The 24,719-nt window shown below is 64.3% G+C and carries 24 protein-coding genes and 2 tRNA genes; 12 read left to right on the top strand and 14 right to left on the bottom strand.

Annotated elements, in window-relative coordinates; translation table 11 throughout:
- Positions 1 to 38: 38 nt before the first annotated feature.
- Positions 39 to 629 carry a DUF2249 domain-containing protein gene (locus BLIN9172_RS04610; RefSeq protein WP_240812195.1) on the top strand — a complete coding sequence of 197 codons (591 nt, stop codon included), beginning with the start codon at positions 39 to 41 and terminating at the stop codon, positions 627 to 629.
- A gap of 59 nt (positions 630 to 688) precedes the next feature.
- On the opposite strand, the gene BLIN9172_RS04605 is transcribed toward BLIN9172_RS04610, so the two are convergent.
- Positions 689 to 1,117, bottom strand: a complete 429-nt coding sequence (locus BLIN9172_RS04605) for a DUF1801 domain-containing protein (RefSeq protein ID WP_101554023.1) — start codon at positions 1,115 to 1,117, stop codon at positions 689 to 691.
- Positions 1,118 to 1,151: 34 nt separating this feature from the next.
- Positions 1,152 to 1,625 carry an Lrp/AsnC family transcriptional regulator gene (locus BLIN9172_RS04600; RefSeq protein WP_101554022.1) on the bottom strand — a complete coding sequence of 158 codons (474 nt, stop codon included), beginning with the start codon at positions 1,623 to 1,625 and terminating at the stop codon, positions 1,152 to 1,154.
- 109 nt (positions 1,626 to 1,734) lie between these two features.
- On the opposite strand from BLIN9172_RS04600, the gene BLIN9172_RS04595 reads away from it, so the two are divergent.
- Both BLIN9172_RS04595 and BLIN9172_RS04590 read left to right on the top strand, forming a co-directional pair.
- A complete protein-coding gene (locus BLIN9172_RS04595) occupies positions 1,735 to 2,916 on the top strand; it encodes a trans-sulfuration enzyme family protein (RefSeq protein ID WP_101554021.1) in 1,182 nt (393 codons plus the stop codon).
- Positions 2,917 to 3,008: 92 nt separating this feature from the next.
- Positions 3,009 to 3,770, top strand: a complete 762-nt coding sequence (locus BLIN9172_RS04590; protein ID WP_101554020.1) for a MerR family transcriptional regulator — start codon at positions 3,009 to 3,011, stop codon at positions 3,768 to 3,770.
- Positions 3,771 to 3,796: 26 nt separating this feature from the next.
- On the opposite strand, the gene BLIN9172_RS04585 is transcribed toward BLIN9172_RS04590, so the two are convergent.
- The 3 genes from BLIN9172_RS04585 to BLIN9172_RS04575 all read right to left on the bottom strand — a co-directional run bounded on the left by BLIN9172_RS04585 (position 3,797) and on the right by BLIN9172_RS04575 (position 5,173).
- Positions 3,797 to 4,201: an HIT family protein gene (locus BLIN9172_RS04585; protein WP_101554019.1), complete on the bottom strand. Its 405-nt coding sequence runs from the start codon at positions 4,199 to 4,201 to the stop codon at positions 3,797 to 3,799.
- Between the two features lie 64 nt (positions 4,202 to 4,265).
- Positions 4,266 to 4,733 carry a redoxin domain-containing protein gene (locus BLIN9172_RS04580; RefSeq protein ID WP_101554018.1) on the bottom strand — a complete coding sequence of 156 codons (468 nt, stop codon included), beginning with the start codon at positions 4,731 to 4,733 and terminating at the stop codon, positions 4,266 to 4,268.
- The gene (locus BLIN9172_RS04575; protein WP_025780561.1) at positions 4,730 to 5,173 is read right to left on the bottom strand and encodes a DUF3052 domain-containing protein; all 444 of its coding nucleotides are present in this window, start codon (positions 5,171 to 5,173) and stop codon (positions 4,730 to 4,732) included. Before BLIN9172_RS04575 ends, BLIN9172_RS04580 begins: the two co-directional genes overlap by 4 nt.
- Before the next feature lie 293 nt (positions 5,174 to 5,466).
- Between BLIN9172_RS04575 and aceE the strand changes: the two genes are divergently transcribed.
- The 6 genes from aceE to BLIN9172_RS04545 all read left to right on the top strand — a co-directional run bounded on the left by aceE (position 5,467) and on the right by BLIN9172_RS04545 (position 13,219).
- Entirely contained in the window at positions 5,467 to 8,229 is a 2,763-nt protein-coding gene (gene aceE, locus BLIN9172_RS04570; protein ID WP_101554017.1) for a pyruvate dehydrogenase (acetyl-transferring), homodimeric type, read from the top strand.
- A 126-nt stretch (positions 8,230 to 8,355) separates the two neighbouring features.
- On the top strand, positions 8,356 to 9,555 hold the full coding sequence (locus BLIN9172_RS04565) for a PucR family transcriptional regulator (protein WP_101554016.1): 1,200 nt from the start codon (positions 8,356 to 8,358) through the stop codon (positions 9,553 to 9,555).
- Between the two features lie 55 nt (positions 9,556 to 9,610).
- Complete coding sequence (locus BLIN9172_RS04560; RefSeq protein ID WP_101554015.1) at positions 9,611 to 10,516, top strand: ACP S-malonyltransferase; 906 nt, start codon at positions 9,611 to 9,613, stop codon at positions 10,514 to 10,516.
- 18 nt (positions 10,517 to 10,534) lie between these two features.
- Complete coding sequence (locus tag BLIN9172_RS04555) at positions 10,535 to 11,536, top strand: beta-ketoacyl-ACP synthase III (protein ID WP_101554014.1); 1,002 nt, start codon at positions 10,535 to 10,537, stop codon at positions 11,534 to 11,536.
- 119 nt (positions 11,537 to 11,655) lie between these two features.
- Positions 11,656 to 11,907, top strand: a complete 252-nt coding sequence (locus BLIN9172_RS04550; RefSeq protein ID WP_025776743.1) for an acyl carrier protein — start codon at positions 11,656 to 11,658, stop codon at positions 11,905 to 11,907.
- A gap of 67 nt (positions 11,908 to 11,974) precedes the next feature.
- A complete protein-coding gene (locus BLIN9172_RS04545) occupies positions 11,975 to 13,219 on the top strand; it encodes a beta-ketoacyl-[acyl-carrier-protein] synthase family protein (protein WP_101554013.1) in 1,245 nt (414 codons plus the stop codon).
- 331 nt (positions 13,220 to 13,550) lie between these two features.
- On the opposite strand, the gene BLIN9172_RS04540 is transcribed toward BLIN9172_RS04545, so the two are convergent.
- Positions 13,551 to 14,042, bottom strand: coding sequence for a DUF3145 domain-containing protein (locus tag BLIN9172_RS04540; protein WP_039211244.1), 492 nt, complete (start codon positions 14,040 to 14,042; stop codon positions 13,551 to 13,553).
- A gap of 158 nt (positions 14,043 to 14,200) precedes the next feature.
- Here BLIN9172_RS04540 and BLIN9172_RS04535 point away from each other — a divergent pair, with 158 nt between their 5' ends.
- Positions 14,201 to 14,734: an immunity protein CdiI family protein gene (locus tag BLIN9172_RS04535; protein ID WP_101554012.1), complete on the top strand. Its 534-nt coding sequence runs from the start codon at positions 14,201 to 14,203 to the stop codon at positions 14,732 to 14,734.
- Positions 14,735 to 14,790: 56 nt separating this feature from the next.
- Here BLIN9172_RS04535 and BLIN9172_RS04530 read toward each other — a convergent pair.
- From BLIN9172_RS04530 to BLIN9172_RS04510, 5 genes are all read right to left on the bottom strand, one after another.
- A tRNA-Ile gene (locus BLIN9172_RS04530) sits at positions 14,791 to 14,867 on the bottom strand.
- Positions 14,868 to 14,959: 92 nt separating this feature from the next.
- Positions 14,960 to 16,243, bottom strand: coding sequence for an EAL domain-containing protein (locus BLIN9172_RS04525; protein ID WP_101554011.1), 1,284 nt, complete (start codon positions 16,241 to 16,243; stop codon positions 14,960 to 14,962).
- 120 nt (positions 16,244 to 16,363) lie between these two features.
- Positions 16,364 to 17,803 (bottom strand): MFS transporter, encoded by a 1,440-nt coding sequence (locus BLIN9172_RS04520; RefSeq protein ID WP_240812194.1) that lies wholly within the window; start codon positions 17,801 to 17,803, stop codon positions 16,364 to 16,366.
- 92 nt (positions 17,804 to 17,895) lie between these two features.
- Positions 17,896 to 18,918, bottom strand: coding sequence for an LLM class flavin-dependent oxidoreductase (locus BLIN9172_RS04515; RefSeq protein WP_101554010.1), 1,023 nt, complete (start codon positions 18,916 to 18,918; stop codon positions 17,896 to 17,898).
- Between the two features lie 240 nt (positions 18,919 to 19,158).
- A tRNA-Asn gene (locus BLIN9172_RS04510) sits at positions 19,159 to 19,231 on the bottom strand.
- 256 nt (positions 19,232 to 19,487) lie between these two features.
- On the opposite strand from BLIN9172_RS04510, the gene BLIN9172_RS04505 reads away from it, so the two are divergent.
- Positions 19,488 to 20,399 carry a DMT family transporter gene (locus BLIN9172_RS04505; protein WP_240812193.1) on the top strand — a complete coding sequence of 304 codons (912 nt, stop codon included), beginning with the start codon at positions 19,488 to 19,490 and terminating at the stop codon, positions 20,397 to 20,399.
- Positions 20,400 to 21,611: a glycosyltransferase gene (locus BLIN9172_RS04500; RefSeq protein ID WP_308297938.1), complete on the top strand. Its 1,212-nt coding sequence runs from the start codon at positions 20,400 to 20,402 to the stop codon at positions 21,609 to 21,611. It begins immediately after the preceding gene.
- A gap of 43 nt (positions 21,612 to 21,654) precedes the next feature.
- Here the strand turns inward: BLIN9172_RS04500 and gluQRS are convergent, their stop codons facing one another.
- The 3 genes from gluQRS to BLIN9172_RS04485 form a co-directional block, all read right to left on the bottom strand.
- Entirely contained in the window at positions 21,655 to 22,593 is a 939-nt protein-coding gene (gluQRS, locus tag BLIN9172_RS04495; RefSeq protein ID WP_101554008.1) for a tRNA glutamyl-Q(34) synthetase GluQRS, read from the bottom strand.
- Positions 22,590 to 22,910 carry a GNAT family N-acetyltransferase gene (locus tag BLIN9172_RS04490; RefSeq protein WP_101554007.1) on the bottom strand — a complete coding sequence of 107 codons (321 nt, stop codon included), beginning with the start codon at positions 22,908 to 22,910 and terminating at the stop codon, positions 22,590 to 22,592. Before BLIN9172_RS04490 ends, gluQRS begins: the two co-directional genes overlap by 4 nt.
- A gap of 99 nt (positions 22,911 to 23,009) precedes the next feature.
- Positions 23,010 to 24,701, bottom strand: a complete 1,692-nt coding sequence (locus tag BLIN9172_RS04485; RefSeq protein WP_101554006.1) for an AMP-binding protein — start codon at positions 24,699 to 24,701, stop codon at positions 23,010 to 23,012.
- Positions 24,702 to 24,719: the final 18 nt, after the last annotated feature.

The following is a 24,719-nucleotide window of genomic DNA, read 5'->3' as shown; positions in this document are numbered from 1 at the left end:
TCGATGCAGAATCATCGAAGCGACTGAGAGGTATTGCTGTGGCAGACGAACCCGTCATCGACGTCCGGAACATACCGAAGCCGGAGCGGCATCCGCTCATCATCAAGGCGTATGAGGAACTCGAGGTCGGCACAGGCCTGATCCTCGTCAACGATCACGTACCCGAAGGCCTGCGTGTGGAGATGGTCCGCGAGTTCGCCGGTGCGGTCGGTTGGGAGCCGTTGGAGAGCACAGAGGGTGAAGCTCGGGTGCGCATCGTCCGTCGCGCCGGCACACCGGCCCCTCGCGTCGTCCTCGACGTCACCGAACTCAGCGATACCGCCGAGGACTCCGGATCCGTCTGGCAGCTGCCGACGCAGCGGCGTGACCTAGACGAGAATGTCATTGCCTTGGCCCCCGGCGGGGAGATCCGAGAACATACCGGTCCGTCACTCGACGTCCTCATCCACGTCCTCGCCGGTGCAGGCATCCTTGAGACCGAAACGGCAACGATCGACCTGTCCCCCGGCCAGCTCGTGTGGCTGCCCCGTAAGTCCCGCCGCCGATTCCTCGCCGACGCCGAGGCGGGACTGCAGTACTTCTCTGTCCACCAGCGCAAACAGGGGCTGAGTATCACCGCCCGCAGCTGATCACGGACCCGTGATCAGCAAACCGGAGTCATCCATCGGCTTTCAACCGGTGCCTGTGATCAGTCGGCCGATTCCGGATCGTCGGGACGGGCCGCGGCGATGGCAATGAGTCGGCGCAGCACCGCCTCGTCGATGTTCTCCAAACGACGCACATAGACGCAGCCGGCACCCTCTGTGTACTTCCCGAGTTCCGGGAGCAGCTTCGCCGCCTCGGGCAGGTCCTTGAGTCCGTACAGCGAGAGTTGACTTTTGCGAGGGGAGAACCCTGTCGCGGGCCACTCGCCGTGGTTGCGCGGGTTCACCGGGGATCGATAGTGATAGCGGCCGTAGCCGACGATCGAGGGACCCCACATCACGGGTTCTTCGCCGGTGACCTCACGGAAGATCGAGTCGAGGGCGAGTCCGTCCTCGCGGCGCTTCTCGGGAGTCACCGAATCGAGGTAGGCGGCGACATCGGCGTCGGTCGGCTGGGTCTTGTTCTCTGCCATGAGGACAGTATGGCAGTTCAGGGCACCTCTGGGATCATTCCTCGGGGATCCAAGCGGAGCCGTCTTCGACACGATAGATGAGGTTCGTGCGTGTATGGGCCACGGCAGGATACCGAGTGAGATAGTCGAGGACGAAGGACTGCACGGCCGCGGTGTCTGTGGCGACGATGTGGAGCAGGTAGTCGTCGGCTCCGGCCATATGGTACATCCGCACCACCCCCGGGAACTTCGGCGCGGCCGCAGTGAACGCGTCGATCTCGGTCCGATCATGCTTGGCCAACCGAATCGAAATGAGCGCCTGCAGGCCGACTCCCAACGCCGTCGGATCGACGTCGATATGGAAGCCGCGGATGACACCGAGCGATCTCAGTCGTTTGAGACGCAGGGACACCGTCGATTCCGAGATGCCGACGGCCGCGGCCAGAACCGCGCCCGATGCGCGTGCATCGGCATTGAGCTCCTGCAGGAGGCGAAGATCGGTGCCATCGAGTGAGACATTCTGCGACATGAGTCACAGTCTCCCATACCTCATTGCAGATTCTCCTGGAGAGCATCGAATACCTGCAGGTCATTGCACATTCGTTGCGCACGTCGGGAGAACTGGATTGAATACGCTTATGACATCTATGCACCCTGAGACCCGAATGGTCCACGGCGGGATGGACGGTCTCGCAGACGAAGGCGTCCACGTTCCCGCAATCGACCTCTCCACCACCAACCCGGTCAACGATGTCCGCACGGGAGGAGATTCCTATGAGAGCCTCGCTGGAGGCCATGCTCTGAAAGAGGGGGACTCTCCTGTCTACCAGCGGCTCTGGCAGCCCGGTGTGGCACGCTTCGAGTCCGCGCTCGCCGAACTGGAGAACGCCGAATCCGCCGTCGCCTTCGCCACTGGAATGGCAGCCATGACCGCTGCGCTCCTCGCCGCGGTCGAGGCTGGCACTCCTCATATCGTCGCCGTTCGCCCACTCTACGGAGGAAGCGATCACCTGCTCGAGTCAGGACTGCTCGGCACCTCGGTGACCTGGGCGAAAGAAGATGAGATCGCCTCGGCGATCCGAGAGGACACCGGCCTCGTCATCATCGAGACTCCGGCCAACCCGAGCCTCGACCTCGTGGACATCGGCGCCGTCGTCGCAGCGGCAGGAGACGTGCCGGTACTGGTCGACAATACCTTCTGCACCCCAGTGCTCCAGCGTCCGCTCGACCATGGGGCAGCTCTCGTGCTGCACAGTGCCACGAAGTACCTCGGCGGTCATGGCGACGCGATGGGCGGGATCATCGCGACGAACAGCGACTGGACGATGCGTCTGCGTCGGGTCCGCGCCATCACCGGAGGGTTGCTGCACCCGATGGGCGCCTATCTCCTGCACCGCGGACTGCGCACGCTGGCAGTGCGGATGCGCGCCGCCCAGGACACCGCAGGCGAACTCGCCCGGCGCCTCCAGACACGCCCCGAGATCGCCCGGGTCCACTACCCCGGTCTCGCCGACTCCGATCCGCGCGGGCTCGTCGGTTCGCAGATGCACGGCGGCGGCGCGATGATCGCCATCGAACTCGCCGGAGGGTTCGAAGCGGCCAGGACCTTCGTCGAACACTGCGATCTCATCGTGCACGCGGTCTCCCTCGGCGGTGCCGATACGCTCATCCAGCACCCGGCCTCGCTCACGCATCGGCCCGTGGCGGCCACCGCGAAACCCGGTGACGGCCTCGTCCGCCTGTCGGTCGGGCTCGAACATGTCGACGACCTCGCCCGAGACCTGCTCACGGCACTCGACGCCATTCGCGACGCTGCCTGAGTCGGCGTTCCGAGACAGGGTCAGAACTTTCTCCTCGTGTCGATCAATCCGGCCTTGACCTTGACGTTGCGTCAACTTCTAAGCTGTCAAACATGGACTGGTCCATTCAGGAAATCGCGCGGCTGACGGGAACGACGAGCCGAACTCTGCGTCATTACGACGCCATCGGTCTGCTGCCGCCGACCTCGATCGCCGCCAACGGCTACCGCTGCTATGACGAAGCGGCACTGGTGCGACTCCAGCGCATCATGCTGCTCAAGGAGCTGGGTCTGTCATTGACGACGATCGCCGAGGTGCTCGATCGGAGAGACGATCCGGTCGAAGCGCTGTCGCAGCATCTGGTCTCGCTCGGACGCGAGAGAGACCGGCTCGACCGACAGCTCGCCGCCGTCACCGCGACCATCACACGATTGAAAGCAGGTGAGCCGCTCATGGCTGAAGAGATGTTCGATGGCTTCGACCATCGCCAACACGAAGAGGAAGTGACCAGGCGCTGGGGTGCCGACGCCTACCGGCGGGGAGACCAATGGTGGTCCCGGCAGTCCCCCGAGGAGAAACGGGAGTGGAAGGCTCGCGTCGGCTCTCTGTCCGAGGACTGGATCGCCGCCGCAGAGGATGGGGCACGGCCCGAATCGGACCGCTGCCAGGAACTCGCCGAACGCCATATCGAGTGGCTGCGAGCGGTTCCGGGCACCCCAGCGAATGATCCCGAGGGAAACCTCGCGGGCTACGTACGCGGTCTCGGCCAGATGTACGTCGACGACCCTCGATTCGGTGCCAACTACGGCGGAGCCGTCGGCGCCGAGCTCGTGAGAGACGCGCTCGACCGCTGGCTCGAGGCCCACGGTCTCTGACCCGGCCGAATCCGGCGCCGACTGGCTCAGGACAGTTCGGAGAGCGCCTGTCGGATCTTCTCGGCAGGCGCCTCCAGCTGTTCCGGAGTCTGCATCGGAGCACGGTCAGAGATGTCGAAGTCATCCATCGACGTCGTCGGCAGGACGTGGATGTGCAGGTGCGGAACCTCGTAGCCGACGATGAGGAGGCCGATGCGGTCGCAGTCGAATGCTCGCTTCTGTGCTTCGCCGATCGATTTCGCCACCGCGGTGAGATGAGCGAGAAGGTCCGCATCGGCGTCGATCCAATGGGAGATCTCCTCACGGGGAACGATCATCACATGGCCTTCGGTCATCGGAGCGACATCGAGGAATGCGACGCATTTGTCATCCTGATAGACGAAGGTGCCGGGGACCTCTCCATTGATGATCTTCGTGAACAGCGTGGCCATGAGGTGTCCTCCTCAGCAGTCTCCGAAGGTGCCGACGATCGGCACTTCGGTGGTGGGTCGTTTGTCAGAGGCTGGACAGCGCTGCAGCGAAATCCTCGGAGAAGTCCCGAGTCTCTGTGCGGGCGACCTGCCTGCCACTCACGATCGTACCCGCAGATGAGATGACGAAGACTCCTCGTTCGGCGACTCCGTGGATCTCATCGAAGACCCCGAAGGCACGTGCGGCTCCACCGTGGGGCCAGAAGTCCGAGGCCAGAGTGACGTCGGCGCTCGCCTGCGCCGCCCACGCCGCCAAGGTGTACTTGGAGTCCGTGGACACCACGATGACGTCGACCGCATGCGAGCCCTGCCGCATCCGCTCCTGCCACCCGTCGAGGGCGGCGAGTTCGTCTCCGCAGATCGGAGAGAAGGCGAACGGAACGAATGCGAGCACGCGGGCAGTGTGCGGGGTAGCCTCGGTGAGGGTGATGACCGATCCGAGATGATCGGGAAGGGTGAGATCCGGGGCCCGGTCACCGGGCCGAAGGATCATGAATAGTTCTTCTTGCCCACGAGCCGAAATCCGGCCCAGTCATCGGCGGCACTGACCGTGGAGGTCACGTGCATTCCGGCGGTGGGAGCCGCTTCGGAGATGTCTGCGGGACTGATGTGTCCCGGGCGGTTCGCCTTCGGGCTGAGCAGCCACACGACTCCGCCCTCCTTCAACGTGGTCTGGGCGTCGACGAGGCCGTCGATGAGGTCATCGTCGTCGGACCGCCACCACATGAGGATCACGTCGTAGACATCATCCTCTTCGCCGTCGGCGATCTTGTCTCCGATGATGTTCTCGATCGCCTCGCAGAGTGCCTGATCGACGTCATCGTCATAACCGACCTCTTGCACATAGTCGCCCTTGTTCAAGCCGAGGTTGTGTCCCAGCTCGTTTGCGAGGGTCGAAGTGGAGGATGTCCTTTCAGAAGCGGAGTTGCTCATGCCTGTATTGTTCCGCCAACAGTGGTCAAGGTGCAAATATCCGCGCGTCCTCGCGCGGCAAGCACACTCAAACAGCACCCAAACAGCGCACCGGACTGCGACCATGTCTCATCGTCGGGCACGTGCGTCAGAGAGATCACAACTTCGCGGGAGCGCGAAGTTCGGCTGCGCGTACTAGGCTGACAGGTGTATCGGGTGGCCTCTGGGCTCAGACAACCTGCGGAGCACACACCATCCGGTGGACACGGTCTCTACACCAAAGAAGATCGTGGAGCTGAAGAGAGGACCACATCGTGGACAATCGGAATCAGGGCGGACCCATCCTCAACGGGCTGCCCAGCCAGGTGCCCGACATCGACCCGGAGGAGACCGCTGAGTGGCTGGCCTCCCTCGATGGCCTCATCGACGAGGGCGGTCGGTCTCGAGCACGCTATGTCATGCTGCGCATGCTCGAGCGCTCGCGCCAGAAGCAGATCGGCGTGCCCAGTCTCACGGCCACCGACTACGTCAACACCATCGGTCCGGAGAACGAACCTTGGTTCCCCGGCGATGAAGAGGTCGAACGCCGCTACCGCCGCTGGAACCGCTGGAATGCCGCCATGCTCGTCCACCGGGCCCAGCGTCCCGGTGTCGAGGTCGGCGGACATATCTCCACCTATGCCTCCTCGGCGACTCTCTACGAGGTCGGCCTCAACCACTTCTTCCGCGGCAAGGATCATCCCGGCGGCGGAGATCACATCTTCTACCAGGGCCATGCCTCCCCCGGCATGTACGCCCGCGCCTACCTCGAAGGCCGGATGAGCGCCGAGCAGCTCGACGGATTCCGCCAGCAGCAGTCGCACTTCATCGACGGCGAGCCGCAGGGTCTGCCGTCCTACCCCCACCCGCACCAGCTGCCCGACTTCTGGGAGCACCCGACGGTGTCGATGGGGCTCGGACCGATGAACGCGATCGCGCAGGCGCAGTTCGACAAGTACCTGCACAACCGCGGGATCAAGGACACCTCACAGCAGCAGACCTGGGCCTTCCTCGGTGACGGCGAGCTCGATGAGCCCGAGAGCCGCGGCATGCTCCACGTCGCCGCCTTCGAAGAGCTCGACAACCTCAACTTCGTCATCAACTGCAACCTGCAGCGTCTCGACGGACCCGTCCGCGGCAACGGCAAGATCATGCAGGAGCTCGAGTCCTACTTCCGCGGCGCCGGCTGGAACGTCATCAAGGTCGTCTGGGGTCGCGAATGGGATGCGCTGCTGGCCAAGGATCGCGACGGTGCGCTCGTCAACCTGATGAACGCCACCCCCGACGGCGACTACCAGACCTACAAGGGCGAGTCCGGCGGGTTCGTGCGCGACAACTTCTTCGGCCGCGACCCGCGGACGAAGGCGATGGTCGAGAACTACAGCGACGAACAGATCTGGAACCTCAAGCGCGGCGGCCACGACTACCGCAAGGTCTTCGCAGCCTACAAGGCCGCGATGGAGCACACCGGTCAGCCGACCGTCATCCTCGTCAAGACGGTCAAGGGCTACTCGCTCGGACCTCACTTCGAGGCCCGCAACGCCACGCACCAGATGAAGAAGCTCACGGTCGACGATCTCAAGCTCGCCCGGGACCACTTCCAGATCCCGATCTCGGACAAGCAGCTCGAGGACAACCCGAAGCTGCCTCCGTACTACCATCCGGGAGTCGACGCTCCCGAGATCAAGTACATGCAGGAGCGCCGTGCGGCGCTCGGCGGCTACTCCCCCGAGCGTCGGTCGAATCATATCGATCTCAAGCTGCCGTCGGACAAGGCCTATCAGGCCGGGCGCCGCGGGTCCGGCAAGCAGGAGATCGCCACCACGATGGGCTTCGTGCGCGTGCTCAAGGACCTCATGCGGGAGAAGGAGTTCGGTCACCGGATCGTCCCGATCATCCCCGACGAGGCCCGCACTTTCGGCATGGACTCGTTCTTCCCGACGGCGAAGATCTACAATCCGCACGGGCAGAACTACATCTCCGTCGACCGCGACCTGTTCCTCGCCTACAAGGAGGCCACGGACGGTCAGCTGCTCCACGTCGGCATCAACGAGGCCGGAGCGACCGCGGCGCTGACCGCGGTCGGCACCTCGTACGCCACGCACGGTGAGCCGATGATCCCGTTCTACATCTTCTACTCGATGTTCGGCTTCCAGCGCACCGGTGACTTCTTCTGGGCAGCAGGCGACCAGATGGCCCGCGGGTTCGTCCTCGGCGCCACCGCGGGACGCACCACCCTCGTGGCCGAAGGTCTCCAGCACGGCGACGGACATTCGCACGTGCTCGCCTCGACCTATCCGTCGGTGGTCTCCTACGATCCGGCCTACAGCTACGAGATCGCGCATATCGTCAAGGACGGCATCCACCGGATGTACGATCCCGCCGATGAGCGTGACCCCGACGTGCTCTACTACATCACGATGTACAACGAGCCGATGGTCCAGCCGGCCGAACCGGAGGACCTCGATGTCGACGGCGTTCTCAAGGGCCTCTACCTGCTGAAGAAGGGCCCCGACAACGGCGGTCCGAAGGTTCAGCTCATGGCCTCGGGCGTCGGTGTGCCGTGGGTGCTCGAAGCTCAGGAGCTGCTCGATCAGGACTGGGGCGTCTCGGCCGATGTGTGGTCGGTGACCTCGTGGACCGAGCTGCGCCGCGATGGGCTCGACGCGGAGAACGAGCGCCTGAAGAACCCGCAGTCCGAACCGCGAATCCCGTATGTCACCGAGAAGATGGCCGAGACCGAAGGACCGGTCATCGCAACCTCGGACTATATGCGCGCCGTTCCCGACCAGATCCGTCAGTACGTGCCCAGCCACTTCACCTCGCTGGGAACCGACGGCTACGGAATCTCGGATACTCGTCCCGCGGCACGCCGCTACTACCTCGTCGACGGTCCGTCCGTGGTCACGCAGGCGCTCATCTCGCTGGCCGACACCGGAAAGATCTCGATCGACAAGGCCGCCGAGGCGGCTGAGAAGTACCAGCTCCACGATGTCCGTGCCGGCAACTCCGGTTCGACCGAAGGGGCAGGCGCCTGAGCTCGCCCGCACACTGAGCGCTGATATGGCCGGAGTCTCCAAGACTCCGGCCATATTTGTCATCTTTTCCGGATATTTGTATGTCGGTGACAACCGGATTGTCCTCAGTCATCTAAACTCGTGCTCATGATGTCTGATGCCGAGACCCTGCGCCGTCGCGCCGAAACCGCCCGCAGACTGCGTGCCGGGGTCGGTGTCCTGTCCTCGGTGACTCTGCAGCGGCTGGAGGCGCAGCTGCCCTGGTACCGCACGATGTCATCATCCGACCGCTCCTGGGTGGGACTGCTCGCCCAATCGGGCATCTCCTCGTTCGTCGACTGGTATCGCAAACCCGATACGAATCTGCGCGTGGTCTCCGACATCTTCAAGACCGCGCCACGCGACCTCATCCGCGCCATCAGCCTGCAGCAGACTCTGCAGCTGCTCAAGATCGTCGTCGAGGTCGTCGAGGAGCGCGTCCCGGACATCGCTCGCCCCGTCGAACAGCCGGCCCTGCGTGAGGCCGTCCTCGTCTACTCCCGTGAGATCGCGTTCGCCGCGGCCGATGTCTACGCCCGCGCCGCAGAGGCTCGAGGCAGCTGGGACGCCCGACTCGAGGCGATGGTCGTCGACGCCCTCGTCCGCGGCGACTCCGTCGACGAGCTCGCCAGCCGCACTGCGGCCTTCGGGTGGCAGTCCGAGGGCCCGGTATGCGTCATCGTAGGCCGTGCCCCGCAGCGCTCGGCGAAGAAGGGATTGGACGGCATCCGCCGCAAGGCGAGTCGGTGGGCCGATGATGCGCTCGTCGGCATCCACGACAACCGCCTGCTCATCGTCCTCGGCGGGGTCACCGAGCTCGACGATGCCGTCGAGGACCTCTCGGACTGCTTCGGCCCTTCCGAAGTCATCGTCGGACCCGCGGTGCCGGGCCTCGCCGAGGCGGCCACCTCGGCGAAGGCGGCGATCCGGGCGCTCAAGGCGGCGACCGCTCGTCCGGACTCCCCTCGACCGGTCAAGGCCGATGACCTTCTGCCCGAGCGCGCCCTGTCCGGGGACCAGATCGCTCTGACCGAACTCATCGAACGCTACTACGTGCCGCTGACCTCGGGAACGGGCCAGCTGCTGAAGACCGTGAGCGCCTATGTCGAATTCGGATCCTCGCTCGAAGCCACGGCCAAGGCGCTGTCCGTGCACCCGAACACCGTCCGTTACCGGCTGCGGAAGATCACCGATGCCATCGGGCTCGATCCGACCACGTCGCGTGATGCCTTCGTCATCCACATCGCCTTGGTCTATGGGCGACTGTCCGAGGACGGCGTATTGTCGAACAACGACAAATCTCATTGAGATCGGCACAGCATCCATTAGATTGATCAACGGAACCCAACGAAAAGAGAACTGAGTGCTTGCAATCACCTGTCCGGGCCAGGGAGCCCAGAAGACCGGTTTCCTGAGTTCGTTCCTCGAACTCGACACCTTCTCGGCACAGATCGACGAACTCTCGACCGCTTCGGGGATCGATCTGCGTCTGCACGGAACCGAATCCGACGATGAGACGATCAAGGACACCGCGGTGGCACAGCCTCTGCTCGTCGCTTCCGCCATCGCCTGCGCTGCCGAACTCGGCGTCAGCCCTGCCGTCGTCGCCGGACACTCGGTGGGAGAGATCGCCGCCGCGCAGATCGCAGGCGTCTTCACACCTGCCGATGCCATGCGCTTCGTCAAGGTGCGAGCCGATGGAATGGCCGCTGCTGCCGCCACCACCCCGACAGGGATGTCCGCCGTGGTCGGAGGCCAGCCCGAGGACGTTCTCGCCGCCATCGAGGCCGCCGGCGCCAGCCCCGCCAACGTCAACGGCGGAGGTCAGACAGTGGCCGCCGGATCCCTCGACGCTCTCGAGTCACTGGCCGAGAACCCGCCGGAGCGCGCCCGGGTCATTTCGCTGGCCGTGGCCGGTGCCTTCCACACCGAGTACATGGCCGCGGCCACCGATGATCTCGCTGCCGCCTCCTCGGCGATGGAGGTCTCCGATCCCACCGTCTCGATCCTCAGCAACTCCGACGGCACCGCAGTCGAAACCGGGCGCGAGTACGTCGACCGCCTGGTCAGGCAGGTCACGAACCCGGTCCGCTGGGACCTGTGCCAGGAGACGCTGCTGAGTGCCGGGGTCACCGGAATGATCGAACTCGTCCCCGGTGGAACACTCACCGGAATAGCTCGACGCGCCATGAAGGGCGTCGAGACATTCGCTATCAAATCGGCCGCCGACCTCGACGGCGCGCGTGAGTTCGCGGCAGCCCACGCCTGAGAATCGAAAGAAGACGCCATGCCTACACTCAAGACTGCCGAGCTCGGCACTTTCTCCCGCATTGCCGGAATCGGCGCCTACCGCGCGGAGAATCTCGTCAGCAACGACGATATCGCCGGACCGATCAACTCCTCCGACGAATGGATCCGTCAGCGTACGGGCATCATCACCCGCCGTCGTGCCAGCAAGGACGTCGGCGTCCTCGATATGTCCGAAGAGGCCGCGCTCGAAGCGATCGCCTCTGCGGGCCTCAAGCCCGAGGACATCGGCGGCATCATCATCTCCACCGTCACCTTCGAGTACTTCACGCCCTCAGCAGCCGCCGCTCTCACCGCGCGGCTGGGCACCGGCCCGATCCCGGCGTGGGACATCAGCGCCGCGTGCGCCGGCTACTGCTACGGCATCTCCCAGGCCGATGCTCTCGTGCGCGCCGGAACGATGGACAACATCCTCGTCATCGGCGCCGAGAAGCTCTCCGAGGTCATCGACCCTGAGGACCGCTCGATCTCCTTCATCCTCGGTGACGGAGCCGGCGCCGTCGTCGTGACCTCATCCGATGAACCGGGCATATCGAAGACCGTGTGGGGTTCGAAGGGTGAGAACTGGTCGACCATCCGGATGACCGATTCGCTCATGGACATCCGCGACAACCGCGAGCTGCCGTTCCCGACCCTGCGCCAGGACGGTCCGACCGTCTTCCGCTGGGCTGTATGGGACGGCGCCGAGGTGGCCAAGGAAGCGCTCACCGCGTCCGGGGTCGAGGCCGAGGACCTCGCTGCCTTCATTCCGCATCAAGCGAACATGCGCATCATCGATGAGCTCGCCAAGCAGCTAAAGCTTCCCGAATCGGTCATCATCGCGCGTGACATCGCTGACAACGGGAACACATCGGCGGCGTCGATCCCGTTGGCCACAGAACGGCTGCTGCGCGAACAGCCCGAGCTCAGCGGCGGTCTCGCCCTGCAGATGGGCTTCGGGGCGGGCCTCGTCTACGGCGCCCAGGTCGTACGCCTGCCCTGAGACACACCCATTCACGGAAAACTCTCCGTGAATGTCCTAAGATATTCGGCGGGACACTCGTCGAAAAGTTCCTCAAACGGTCGAAAAACCCTCGACCGAAATCAGAAAGTAGGAAAGAAATGGCATTCACCGAAGCTGAAGTCCTCGCTGGGCTGGCAGAGATCGTCAACGAAGAGACCGGCCTGGCTGTCGAAGCAGTCGAAGCCGACAAGTCGTTCACCGATGACCTCGACATCGACTCCATCTCGATGATGACCATCGTCGTCAACGCCGAGAAGAAGTTCGGCGTGAAGATCCCCGATGACGACGTCAAGGACCTCGTCACCGTTCAGGACGCTGTCGACTACATCAACAAAGCTCAGGAAGCCTGAGACACAGCAGCCGAACACGGCCCGTCCACAGACGGGCCGTGTCCACACTATCGACGAGGTTTGTACCATGACATCTAAAGTTGTCGTCACCGGAATCGGTGCGGTAACCCCCCTGGGCGCGACTGTCGATGCCACTTGGGAAGCCATCCTGGCAGGTCAATCCGGCGTTCACACAATGGACAACGATTGGTCGGAGAAGTACGGCCTCGCCGTGGACTTCGCCGCGCAGGTCGACCCACAGGTCGTGCCCGACAATCTCAAAAGGGTCCAGGCCAAACGCCTCGATCCGTCGAGCCAGTTCGCCCTCATCTCTGCTCGTGAAGCCATGGCCGACGCCGGCCTCGAGGAGACCGACCCGGAACGCACCGCCGTCTCCTGGGCGACCGGGATCGGCGGAGTGTGGACTCTCCTCGACGCCTGGGACACTCTGCAGGAGGAGGGCCCGCGTCGGGTCATGCCCCTGACCGTGCCCATGCTCATGCCCAACGGCCCCGCGGCCGCCATCGGGATGGAGTTCAAGGCTCGCGCTGGAGTGCAGACGCTGGTCTCCGCCTGCGCCTCATCGACCGAGAGCCTCGGTCACGCCTATGACGTTCTCGCTTCGGGCAAGGCCGACATCATCATCGCCGGTGGTTCCGAAGCCGCGATCCATCCGATCACGCTCGCCTCCTTCAATTCGATGCAGGCGCTGTCACGTCGCACCGATTCTCCCGAGACCGCTTCGCGTCCCTACGACATCGACCGTGACGGATTCGTCATGGGCGAAGGCGCGGGCACGCTCATCCTCGAGACCGAGGAGCATGCGAAGGCTCGTGGTGCGAAGATCTACGCTGAGGTGGCCAGCTGGGGAATCTCGAACGACGCCTATCACATCACCGGCGGAGAGCCCGAGGGCAAGCACGCCCTGGCCGCCATGCAGCAGGCGCTTGACGCCGGTGGGCTGACCGCTTCCGAGATCAAGCATGTCAACGCACACGCCACGTCGACTCCGGTCGGAGACATCCCCGAATCGCTGGCCATCAGCGAACTCCTCGGCGACAACGTCTCCGACGCCCTCGTCTCGGCCACGAAGTCGATGACCGGCCACCTGCTCGGCGGTACCGGTGCCGTCGAGGCGATCCTCACTGTCAAGGCACTGCAGACTCGCACCGCTCCCCCGACCATCAACATCGATGAGGTCGACCCGAAGGTCAAGGGGATCAACATCGTCCGTGACACTCCTGCGGATCTGCCTTCCGGCGATATCGCGGCGATCACGAACTCGTTCGGCTTCGGCGGTCACAACGCCGTCGTCGCATTCCGCTCCGTCTGAGGTTCTGCGCGAACTCAGACAGCGCTACGGCCCACTCTGAGTCGGAGAGCACGGTTTTGAAACTGTGCTTTCCGACTCAGAGTGGGCCGTTTCCATGAGGGCGCAGATCGCGGTCTGTACCTGGGAAGGTGGTTTGTGCGGAGCAATCTGCTTAAGGCAACCAGGAAGGTGGTCTGTGCAGAGCCTCCTGCATAAGGCGCGCAGGCACGAGAGCTTGCGAAATGGGCACACCCGAGGTAGGAGGGTGTGCCCATTGAGCAGAATCGAGCGACAGAATCAGGCGAACGGAATCAGCGCGTGTGCCGGCAGTCCCGGCGCGGTGAAGAGAGGCTCAGCCGACCTTGGTCAGCCAGCGCACCGGTGCGCCCTCTCCTGCGTGGCGGAATGCGTCGAGTTCTTCGTCCCACGCTTCGCCGAGGGCGATCGCCATCTCCGAGGAAAACTTCGCGGGATCGCCTGCCGCGCGTTCCATCACGGAGCGGATGCGGTCTTCAGGGACGAGGATGTTTCCGGCCGTGTCGGTGACAGCGTGGTAGATTCCCAGATCGGGTGTGTGGCTCCACCGACCGCCGTCGACTCCGGCCGAGGGCTCCTCGGTGACTTCGTACCGGAGCGAGTCCCAGCCGCGCAGTGCGGATGCGATACGGGCTCCCGAGCCTGCGGGCGCGCGCCAGCAGACTTCTGCGCGCACGAGACCGGGCGCTGCCGGCTGGGGAGTCCAGTCGAAGCGTGCCTGTGCGCCGATTGCCCCGCCCGCTGCCCATTCGATGTGAGGGCACAGCGCACGAGGTGCTGAGTGGACGAAGAGTACGCCCTGTGTCATATCCATTTCTGCCTCCTACCTCGGATACGTCTTCCCCTACGATCCGAAAGGAGGTGCTGACCACATGATAGTCGATGTCCGACCCATAGCCAAGCATCAAATGTGCTGGTGGCGTCGGGTGTCTGCAGGTGGCCGACAATCGGCGTTACGGTGGGAACATGACCGACGTTCACAGTGCCGACGATGCATCGCTCCGGACCATCCGCATGTTCCCCGACTATGCAGATACGGTGCTGTGGATCAGTATGCCGATCGACTACGAGGACACGGGACTGTCCGAGTGGCTGGTCGCGGAGCTGGAGGCATGGGAACAGTCCTACTATGACTCGCTCGATTCCGATTTCGAATGGGTGACGGCGACAGCTGAACGCACGTACACCGAGGAAGGCGTCCGGCTCGCCCGATTTGTCGCTGCCGAAGTCGGCCCGCAGTTCGTCGTGGAGTTCTCTTCACATGAGGTCAGCGCGGAGACTGTGCATATGCGGTCGGAGCATTCCGCCGAGAACCCGAAGGCGGAAGCAGCCTTCACACGGCTGTTCGACGAGGCAGAGGCCGAAAAGCGCGAGGCCGAAGAGCGCAGGAGGAACAATCCCGGCGGAAGTTGGATCGCCTACGCTCCCCTGTCCGGGACAGTCTTCGACCCGAATCAAGGCCTGGGGGCCCAGCAAGAGCACGAAGAGGATAGGTCCTGAGCGCGATGACAACTGAGGGTTCGACCCCAGTGCTTAGACGACTGTCGAGTCCTGCATGGTGCCCCCGGTCGGACTTGAACCGACGACCAAGGAATTATGAGTTCCCTGCTCTAACCAGCTGAGCTACGGGGGCCAGCCGAGACAACATTAGCACCATCGGAGTCCGCTCCCCCATTCGGATCACACGTGCGTTCTGCAAAGCCGGGACACCCGGACTCGCGCTGCTCAGGCCCGCAGCCTCGCTGTTGCGGTGAGAGGTGCGACGCGAGTGAGAACGCTGCGTGCGGCGTCGACGCATGTGTACCGGTCGGTCGTGATGTAGACATCGAAGACGGTCTGCCCGTCGCTGCCCGGATCACTGCGTTTCGACGCCGCAACCATGCCCGACCAGTCCGGTCCGACGACCACGACACCGTGTTCGTTGCGAATGGGATCGGACGCATCGACGAGCCCGGTGCGCACTCCGGGAATCGGTGGACCGTCGAACCCGCCGGAGAACATCGCGGTCAGCCCAACGGTGTCACGGATCTTCTCGTACCGCAGCCGTGTCGCCTCGGAGAACTCGGCGTCCTCCCCGAACACGCCGAGAGTGATGGTCGCAGTTCCCGACGCCAGAGCGCGCTCTTCCAGGGCGGCGATCTGGGCGACGAGGAGCTCGCGGTTCATCACCAGCGGCTCACGCCGGAGCCCCTGAGAGATCGAATACGGTGTGCCCAATGCCGGAAGGTTGCGTGAGTAGTGGGAGACGAGAGCGTCCTCGTTCGGTTCGGAGAACGGCTGCGGCTGTTTCGTGGCCTCACCGAAATAGCTCCCCGACATGAATCGTGCCCCCAGGGCACGCACCCGGTCGAGATCGTCTTCGGTCACGACGCCGTCGGCGAGGATGACCGCGCCGGTGCGTTCGAGATGGGCGTGGAGGAGGCGGTTGAGTTCAGCCAGATGGGAGTCGCAGGCGATGCGCAGGACGTCCGGGTGGAGTCCGACGACGGAGGGATTGACCAGCGGGACGAAGGAGGTGCTGCGCAGGTCGGCACCCACCGATGACATGCCCACTCCCCATCCCATGGCGCGCGCCGAGCGCACCGAACGCAGCACCGAGGCCGGAGACGAGGCAACACGGTTGGCGTCGAGCTGGAGGATCACCGACCGGTCGGGTTCCCCGGCACGGTCCTCGAGGGTGGCGAAGGATTCGGCTTCGGCGTGGAGGAACAGGCGGTTGGACTTCGGCAGTCCTGCGCCTTCGGCCGTGCGCAGCGCCGAATCCCGCAGGGAGGCGTCGATATCACCGGTGATCGTCGAGGCGCGCATGGCGTGGCGCAGGTTCTCCGATTCGGCACGTCCCAGTTCAGGATCACCCGTGGGGGCCTGCAGAATCTGATGGCCGACCCGTTGGAAAGTCAATACATCGACGACGGGGGCGAAATAGGTTTCGATCCCGCCCGAGCGCACGAGCTCTTCGAGCGCTAGCTCGTCTTCGGGTACGGCCTCGACCACTGTGTTTCCTTCCATGGGCTGATGTGCGTTCACAGTCTTCCACATTCGGACACAGCGGATTGTCTAAAATCCGTAACATTATTGCGCTGACAGCTGATGCTGGCCGTACCGACCGGGTGTGCCGCGAACGGTTCCTCACGCTCGGCGGGGGCCGCCTCGGCGAACTTCGATAAGGCCGACGACTCCGGCGAGGATGACGATGACGGCGATCACGACGAACGCTCCCATCATTGCCCAATGCCAATTGCTCACCGCAGTGATCGAGAAGGCCAGAGCGGTCATGATCGCCAGCCCCATCGAGGTGCCGATGCGCTGCCCTGTCTGCAGCACGCCCCCGGAGGATCCGGCGTATCGCAGGGGAACCTCCTGCAGAGTCAGAGTCTGATTGGGGCTGATGACCATGCCCTGTGCGGTGCCGATGAAAGCCAGGGTGAGCAGCATCCACCATTCGCTGCCGATGCCACGGGACAGCAGTGCGACGACCCCGATGGTGGCCAGGAGACCGAGGAGGCACAGCGCGATCCCCCAGACGACGAGGCGGCGCCCGATCTGGAAGACGTACCGTCCGGACACATCCGCCGAGACCGCCGAACACAGCGCGGCCGGCAGACCGATCATTCCCGCAGCCAGGGCCGTATGCCCCAGCCCCTGCTGCATGTAGATGGCGACGAGGACCCAGACGCTGGTCACGCCGAGGAAGTAGAGGGCGATGATGATCGCCCCGTTGCTGAAGCTGCGGATGCGGAAGAGATCGAGGTCGACCATCGGAGGGCGACCCTGACGCGCATAGCGACGTTCCCACCATGCCCACAGCCAGATCACGCCGATTCCTGCCGGCAGGGACAGCCAGATGAACCAGCCCAGCGATGATTCGACGAAGGGCAGGAGGATGAGCAGGACGCCGACACCGAGGAGGATGACTCCCACGGGGTCGAGATCCCTGCCGCCTTCGACGCTCTTCGCGTCCTCATCGACGGCAGGTCGCCATGCTCCGGCAGGCAGCCAGACCCGGGCGAGGACGAGAGAGGCGATCGCGAAGGGCACATTGACCAGGAAGGTCGCCCTCCACCCGAGTTCGCTGCCGAACAGTGCGATGAGGGCGCCGCCGAGCACCGGGCCGATGGCCACCGACAGGCCCACGGTGGTGCCCATCAGCCCGAAGGCACGACCGCGCGGCGGACCCTGGAAATACTGCTGCAGCAGGCCCACGACCTGCGGGTTGAGGAACCCCGAGCCCAGCCCCATGGACACGCGGGAGATATTGAGCGTCAGCGGATCCGGGGCGCTTCCTGCGACCAGCGAGGAGAGCCCGAAGAGACCGACGCCGATGACGAACAGCTGGCCGCGCCCGAAGACATCGCCGGCCCGTCCGGCAGCGACGAGGACGACGCCGAAGGACAGCGCATACCCGGTGAGCACCCATTGCAGGGCCGAGGTGGAGGCATCGATGCCGGCGGCGATGGAGGGCAGGACGACATTGATGCTCGAGACCGACAGCAGGGACATGAAGAGGGGGACGAGGCCGATGATGAGGATGCGCTTCTGCGTCTGCGTCATCGTCGTGCGCTCGCTCACTCAGTCTCCCCTGATGGTGAAATGTCCCTTATGGTGATTCATCTCCGATTGGTCTCATCATACGTTCGGAGATGGTCCTACGACGGTACCCTTCAGTGCGCACCGGCAGGCACCCATCCGAGAGCCGGTGCGACATTCTCTGCGAAGGACTCGAGGAGGTGCAGGTTGTAGTCGACGCCGAGCTGGCTGGGGATCGTGAGCATGAGGGTGTCGGCAGCTTGGATGGCCGCATCGGACTGGAGCTCCTCGATCAGCTTGTCCGGTTCGCCCGCGTAGGTACGGCCGAACGTCGAGCGTGTGTCGTCGATGATGCCGATCTGATCACCCTGGCCGGTCCCACGCCGACCGAAATAGAGGTCGTCGAGATCGGTGGTGATCGGGAAGATGCTGCGGCTGACGGACACTCTCGGAGTCCATTCGTGCCCCGCGGCGCTCCATGCCTGACGGTACCTGGCGATCTGCTCGGCCTGCAGGTCCCCGAATGCGGCACCGGTCGCCTCGGTGAGCAGAGTCGAACTCATCAGGTTCACACCCTGCTGTGCCGCCCATTCGGCGGTGGAAGCAGATCCAGCACCCCACCAGATGCGGCGTTCAAGGCCAGGGGAATGCGGTTCGATGCGCAGAGGCTTCCCCGGACCGAACTGCTGCGGATCGGCCGGGGCAAGTTCCTCGCCGCGGATGGCGCGGAGGAACCGATCGAACTTCTCCCTGGCCATGTTCGCGGCTTTGGGTTCGGTGTGATCCTCGTAGCCGAAGGCCTCCCATCCGCGCAGGGCCGGCTCCGGGGAGCCGCGGCTGATGCCCAGCGCCACCCGCTGGTCGGAGAGCAGATCGAGGGCGGCGGCCTCCTCGGCGAGGTGAAGCGGGTTCTCATACCTCATATCGATGACTCCGGTACCGACCTCGATCCTGCTGGTCTTCCCGGCAATCGTCGACAGCAGCGGAATGGGCGAGGCTGCCTGGGGCGCGAAATGATGGACCCGGAAGGAGGCGCCGTTGACGCCGAGTTCGTCGGCGCCCACTGAGATCTCAACACCATCGCGCAGCATCTGCCCGGCGTCGAGGTCGCCGCCGTTGTCATAGTGACCGAAACTGAGGAATCCGAAAGACTTCATGCCAGATGAACTCGCTTCAAGAGGCACATATTCCTCTTCGTCTCGACGCGTGCCGAGGTCCGCTGCTTCCGTATGGTTCACACTCAAATTGTCGGCATCAGCGGCCTCAAAATGCCTACGTGGTGTTCTTGAACAGTGCGTATGAATTTTGAACCCGCGGGGGCTGGCGCACCGGAGTCGGCTCCGGGGACCCTCCGGCAACGACGAAGGCCCCGTCCATGATGGACGGGGCCTTTGCTGCTCCCCCGGCTGGGCTCGAACCAGCGACCCTTCGATTAACAGTCGAATGCTCTGCCAACTGAGCTACGGAGGAATACCGCAGTTTCCTGCGGATGTGTGTTCCAGCTTAGCAAACCTCCCGGCCGACGAACAAAACCAAGACAAGTGCTTTAGCTCACAGCGTGGAGGGTGCTTCGGCCACAGCATTGAGGGTTTCCCCACCCGTTGCCGCAGGGTTGCCTTACAGTCAGGACAAACACAGTCCGCGGCCATCTTCACCGCCGTCCTGCGCGATAGACTCAAAGCGATCCCCACCCCAGAACTGCACCGTCGAAACCGGAAGACTCATCGTGACCATAGCGGCAATCGCCCTCGCCGTCCTCGCGGCCGTGGCACTGGCCTATGGCGCCTTGTATCAGCACGAAGCCGTTGCCGGGCAGGATGACTCCCACAACGGACTGAGCTGGGCACATTTCACCGACCTGCTCCGCAACCGCCGTTGGCTGCTCGGGCTGACCATCCTCGGCGTGGGAACGGCGGGCAATTTCGTCGCCCTGGCCCTGGCCCCGGTGATGGTCGTCCAGCCGATCGGGGCATTCTCACTCATCGTCTCCGTGCTGCTCGGCGTCCGTCACCGCGGCCTCAAGGTCAACAGACGACTCGTCCAGTCCGTCGTCTGGTGCACCGCCGGGGTGACGGCCTTCGTCGCGCTCTCGGCCACGACCGCACAGTCGGAGGTCCACCTCGGCGCCGATGCCATGCCCCTGTTCTGGATCACCGCCATCGCCGTCGCGATCGGCCTGGTGATCGTCCTCGTCTTCCGTCATGCCCCGCAGCTGGTTCTCATCATCGCGGCCGGACTGCTCTTCGCCTGTGTGGCGACGAACGCCCACCTGGTCAGCGTCCAGTTCCTCCGGGCCGGCATCGACCAGGTCACCTGGATCAACGTCGCAGCACTGGTGGCGGCGGTTGCCCTCGGTTCCCTGTTCGTCCAGAACTCCTATGCGGCGGGCCCTCCGGAGATGGTCATCGCCGGGCTGACAGTCATCGACCCGATCGGTGCCGTCATCCTGGGCACCATCGTCCTCGGCGAGGCGGCCCACTCCCCCATCTGGCTGATCCTGACCATCACGCTCACCGGATTGGTCGCCTGCGCAGCCGTCGTTGTATTGTCGCGGTATCATCCCGATGTCAGAGATCGAGAAGCTCAGCGCAGGAACGCCCGCCGTTCCGACACCATGACCGACACCGAGGAGAGCTGAATCCTGTCTGCGCACCGTCCCACTCCGAAACGCCGAATCCTCATTCCGGCAGAGACGTACGCCCCCGAAGTCAACGGTGCCGCGAAGTTCGCCGAACGGCTCGCCGCAGGCCTCGCCGCCCGCGGCAACGATGTCCATGTCGCCTGCCCTTCGGCGACAGGCAAACCCTCGGTCAGCGTCGAGAACGGGGTCACCGTTCACCGACTCACCGCTCACCGCTGGCCGTTGCACCCGACGTGGATGATCTGCATACCGTGGGAGACGAAGCCCGAACTCTCCCGACTCCTCGACAGCATCCGTCCCGATGTCGTGCATACACAGGCTCACTTCGTCATCGGCCGCTTTGCCTTCTCCGAATCGATCAGGCGGGCTATCCCCGTCGTGGCCACGAACCATTTCATGCCCGACAACGTCCGTCCCTACCTCAGAGCTCCGAAGCCCGTTCTCGACGGCGGCACCGCCATCGCCTGGTGGGATCTGCGCCGGAAGTTCCAGTCCGCTGACTTCATCACGGTGCCCACACAGTTGGCGGCCGATCTGCTCACCGAGAACGGCTTCTCCTCTCCCATCCGAGCGGTCTCGTGCGGGATCGATCTGGAACGCTTCGCTCATCTGCGCGAACTCGACTGCGCCCAGTCACGGGCCGTTCCCCCGCGCGTCCTCTTCGTCGGTCGCCTCTCCTCGGAGAAGCATGCCGCAGACATCGTCGAGGCAGTGGCGAAGACCGATCCGGAGTTGGGGCTCGAAGCCGATATCGTCGGCGGCGGTGACCAGGAGGAACCGCTGAAGCACCTGGCGGAGGAACTCGGCATCGCCGACCGAGTGCATGTGCTCGGAAAGATCAGCGACAAGGCGCTCATGGACGCCTACCAGCGCTGCACCTTCTTCTGTATGCCCTCGACCGCTGAGCTGCAGTCCATCGCCACGCTGGAGGCGCTGGCCTCGCGCAAACCCGTGGTCGTTGCCGATGCGGTGGCCCTGCCGCACCTCGTCCGCGACGGAGTCAACGGGTATCTGTTCCCGCCGCGCGACACCGACGCCCTGGCCGATCGCTTCACCCGCATCTGCCGGATGCCCGAAGCCGATCTCGATGACATGTCGAAAGCGTCGCTCGACGTCGTGGCCAAACACGATATCGAATACACGCTCGACACCTTCGAATCCATCTACGACGGAGTCATCCGAGACGCCGCCGACTCGTCCGCGGCCTGACGGCCACGCGAGCTGACGAACAGGCGGCCTGACGAACGCGGGCCTAACCACCCACAGGTGGGACGAAGACCGTCGGGGCGGTCGGCATCCCGGTGAAGTCGACACTCCTGATCATGTCATCGACGGACCTCCACCGGGAGCCGGTACCGTCGAACCCGAGTGACTGCTGCATCCAGGCGAAGACGTCCTCGACGCTCCACCCGAGGCTGCGCAGCTGCTGATAGGTCACCGCGCCGTCGCGTTTGGCCAGCCGCTGGCCGCTGTCGTTGAGCACCAGGGGCACATGGACCCAGCCCGGTGCGGGCAGACCCAACAGCTGTGCCAGATATGCCTGCCGCGGTGCAGAAGAGGCCAGATCGTCCCCGCGCAGGATCTCGTCGATTCCGCTCGCTGCATCATCGACGACAACGGTGAGGTTGTAGGCGTAGACGCCGTCGCCTCGCCGCAGCACGAGATCGTCGACAAGGGCCTCCACTCGGCCCAGCAGCACATCGGTGATGCTGTGCTCTCGGTTGTCCGTGCGCAGACGCAGCGCCGGCTGCCGGTTGTTCGCCTCGAGTCTCCGTCGGGCCGATTCCCGCTCTCCCTCGCCGAGACTGCGACAGGTCCCGGGATACGCCCCGGGTGGTGCATGGGGCGCGCTCGGGGCCTGGGCGATGTCCTTGCGTGAGCAATAGCATTCGTAGACGAGACCGTCGGCTGCCAGCCTCGCAATCGCGTCCGAGTATTCCGCGGTGCGTGCGGACTGGACAAGGGGACGCTCGTCGGGAACGACTCCGAGGTCGGCGAAGACCTCGAGCTGCGAGTCGGCCGCGCCGGTCTTCACCCGATCGAGGTCTTCGACCCGCCACAGGAACCGGCGGCCCGTCTGCCGGGCACGCACATAGCTGAGCAGTCCGGTGCGGATATTGCCGATGTGGAGGTCACCGCTCGGGCTCGGAGCGAAACGCCCGGCTCCGCCGACTGAGTGTGTGCCGGTCACTGATCGGCTGCGAGGTCGCCGTACTGCGGGAACCGTTCGAGGTAGTCCTGCACATAGGAACAGGTGGGCACAATGGACGTCCCATCCGCACGGAGGAGGTCGAGCACCCGGGTGACGAGAGTGCGGGCGAAACCGCGGCGGGAGTAGCCTTCGGAGATGATCGTGTGCTGCAGCTCCAGGGTGTGCTCATCGATGACCTGGTAGGCGAGGAACCCGATGAACTCCCCCGGGGTCTCTTCGGAGAAGAGTTCGAACCGTTCGCGATCGACGTTCTTCACGACTCGGACCGGTGTGGGGCTGAGTTGAGGCTGTGGCATTGGTGCGCTCCTTCATGGCCGTCTCCTCTGTGAACGATACATGGTCGCGGCAGGGTCTGTTCGCGACCCCAGCCCCTGCCGGGACCGCGCCCGTTGCCCTCAGGCTCCGGCCGAGTGAGTGAGCTCTTCGCCTTCTCGGCGCAGCTCGACTTTGCGGATCTTGCCCGACACCGTCATCGGGAACGATTCGCGAACCTCGACATAGCGTGGGATCTTGAAGTGGGCGAGCTTGCCGGAGCAGAACTCACGGACCTCGTCGGCGGTGAGCGAGTCGAAGCCGTCCTTCAGGATCACCCACGCCATGAGTTCTTCGCCGTACTTCTCGTCGGAGATGCCGACGACCTGGACGTCGCGGATCGCTGGATGGTGGTAGAGGAACTCCTCGACCTCGCGCGGATAGATGTTCTCGCCTCCGCGGATGACCATGTCCTTGATCCGTCCGGAGATGTCGACGTAGCCGTCATCGTCCATGATGGCCAGGTCGCCGGTGTGGATCCACCGGGCAGCGTCGATCGTCTCGGCCGTCTTGTCCGGCTGATTCCAGTAGCCGAGCATCACCGCGTAGCCGCGAGTGCAGAATTCGCCTTTCTGGCCGCGCGGAACGGTCTGCCCGGTGACGGGGTCGGCGATCTTGATCTCCAGGTGCGGCATGACCCGGCCGACGGTCTCGGTGCGCTTCTGCAGGGAGTCGTCGACACGCGTCATCATCGACACCGGCGAGGTCTCGGTCATGCCGTAGCAGATGGCGACCTCGGACATGTTCATATCGTCGATGACTCGGCGCATCGTGTTCACCGGGCACGGCGATCCTGCCATCACGCCGGTGCGCAGAGTCGAGAAGTCGAATTCTGCGAACTGCGGGTGCTCGAGTTCGGCGATGAACATCGTCGGCACACCATAGAGCGATGTGGCTTTCTCCTCGGTGACCGCCGACATCGTCGCCACCGGGTCGAAGGCCGGTGACGGCAGCACGACCGCCGAGCCGTGGCTCAGCGCGGCGAGGTTGCCGATGACCATACCGAAGCAGTGGTAGTACGGCACGGGAACGACCACGGTGTCGGCGGGGGTGTACGAGAGCATCTCGCCGATGAAGAAGCCGTTGTTGAGGATGTTGTGGTGACTGAGGGTCACACCCTTGGGGAACCCGGTCGTGCCGGAGGTGTACTGAATGTTGATCGGATCATCGGCCGAGAGGTCGTCGATGACCTGCTGCAGCCGCACCGCGTACTTCGCCCGTTCGTCGTCGAGCATCTCGCGGCCCTGCCCGATGAGGTGAGCGAAGGATTCGCGCTCGCCGACCGTGACACCGCCGATGAGGTCTGCGGAGACCGTGTCGAGGAAGACGAGATCGAGGCTGGGGACCTTGGCGGCCACCTCGGTGGCGATGGCGTGGAAGTCCGAGTGCGGGGGTGCGACGATCTGCGAGATCATCAGGCTCATTCCGGACTGTTCGACGACGAACTCGAGTTCGTGGCTGCGGTAGGCGGGGTTGACGTTGACCAGGATCGCTCCGATCTTCGCCGTGGCATACTGCACGAGCGCCCATTCGCCGACGTTCTGCGCCCAGATGCCGACCCGGTCGCCCTTCTTCACTCCACGTTCGAGAAGGCCGATGGCCAGTGCGTCGGTGTCACGATCGAAGTCGGAGTACGTCCACCTCCGATTCGAATGCCGGTCGACCAATGCCAGCGCTTCGGGATTCCTCGCGGCGGTGCGTTTGATGTGCTCGGCGATGGTGATCCCGAGCAGCGGTTCCGTCGATGTTCCCGACGAGTAGGACAATTCGGACACTGCGGTGTGCTCCCTTGC

The organism is Brevibacterium linens ATCC 9172, assembly GCF_900169165.1.
GTDB classification, from domain to species: domain Bacteria; phylum Actinomycetota; class Actinomycetes; order Actinomycetales; family Brevibacteriaceae; genus Brevibacterium; species Brevibacterium linens.
The sequence above is the reverse complement of the archived record's forward strand: the minus strand, read 5'-3'. Positions and strand labels throughout refer to the sequence as shown.

What these genes read in the sequence shown, in the direction of transcription:
- BLIN9172_RS04605 (WP_101554023.1), bottom strand. Translation starts at nt 1,117, where the DNA reads ATGGCAGAGAACAAGACCCAGCCGACCGACGCCGATGTCGCCGCCTAC.
- BLIN9172_RS04600 (WP_101554022.1), bottom strand. Translation starts at nt 1,625, where the DNA reads ATGTCGCAGAATGTCTCACTCGATGGCACCGATCTTCGCCTCCTGCAG.
- BLIN9172_RS04595 (WP_101554021.1), top strand. Translation starts at nt 1,735, where the DNA reads ATGACATCTATGCACCCTGAGACCCGAATGGTCCACGGCGGGATGGAC.
- BLIN9172_RS04590 (WP_101554020.1), top strand. Translation starts at nt 3,009, where the DNA reads ATGGACTGGTCCATTCAGGAAATCGCGCGGCTGACGGGAACGACGAGC.
- BLIN9172_RS04585 (WP_101554019.1), bottom strand. Translation starts at nt 4,201, where the DNA reads ATGGCCACGCTGTTCACGAAGATCATCAATGGAGAGGTCCCCGGCACC.
- BLIN9172_RS04580 (WP_101554018.1), bottom strand. Translation starts at nt 4,733, where the DNA reads ATGATCCTTCGGCCCGGTGACCGGGCCCCGGATCTCACCCTTCCCGAT.
- BLIN9172_RS04575 (WP_025780561.1), bottom strand. Translation starts at nt 5,173, where the DNA reads ATGAGCAACTCCGCTTCTGAAAGGACATCCTCCACTTCGACCCTCGCA.
- BLIN9172_RS04565 (WP_101554016.1), top strand. Translation starts at nt 8,356, where the DNA reads ATGATGTCTGATGCCGAGACCCTGCGCCGTCGCGCCGAAACCGCCCGC.
- BLIN9172_RS04555 (WP_101554014.1), top strand. Translation starts at nt 10,535, where the DNA reads ATGCCTACACTCAAGACTGCCGAGCTCGGCACTTTCTCCCGCATTGCC.
- BLIN9172_RS04550 (WP_025776743.1), top strand. Translation starts at nt 11,656, where the DNA reads ATGGCATTCACCGAAGCTGAAGTCCTCGCTGGGCTGGCAGAGATCGTC.
- BLIN9172_RS04545 (WP_101554013.1), top strand. Translation starts at nt 11,975, where the DNA reads ATGACATCTAAAGTTGTCGTCACCGGAATCGGTGCGGTAACCCCCCTG.
- BLIN9172_RS04540 (WP_039211244.1), bottom strand. Translation starts at nt 14,042, where the DNA reads ATGACACAGGGCGTACTCTTCGTCCACTCAGCACCTCGTGCGCTGTGC.
- BLIN9172_RS04535 (WP_101554012.1), top strand. Translation starts at nt 14,201, where the DNA reads ATGACCGACGTTCACAGTGCCGACGATGCATCGCTCCGGACCATCCGC.
- BLIN9172_RS04525 (WP_101554011.1), bottom strand. Translation starts at nt 16,243, where the DNA reads ATGGAAGGAAACACAGTGGTCGAGGCCGTACCCGAAGACGAGCTAGCG.
- BLIN9172_RS04515 (WP_101554010.1), bottom strand. Translation starts at nt 18,918, where the DNA reads ATGAAGTCTTTCGGATTCCTCAGTTTCGGTCACTATGACAACGGCGGC.
- BLIN9172_RS04490 (WP_101554007.1), bottom strand. Translation starts at nt 22,910, where the DNA reads ATGCCACAGCCTCAACTCAGCCCCACACCGGTCCGAGTCGTGAAGAAC.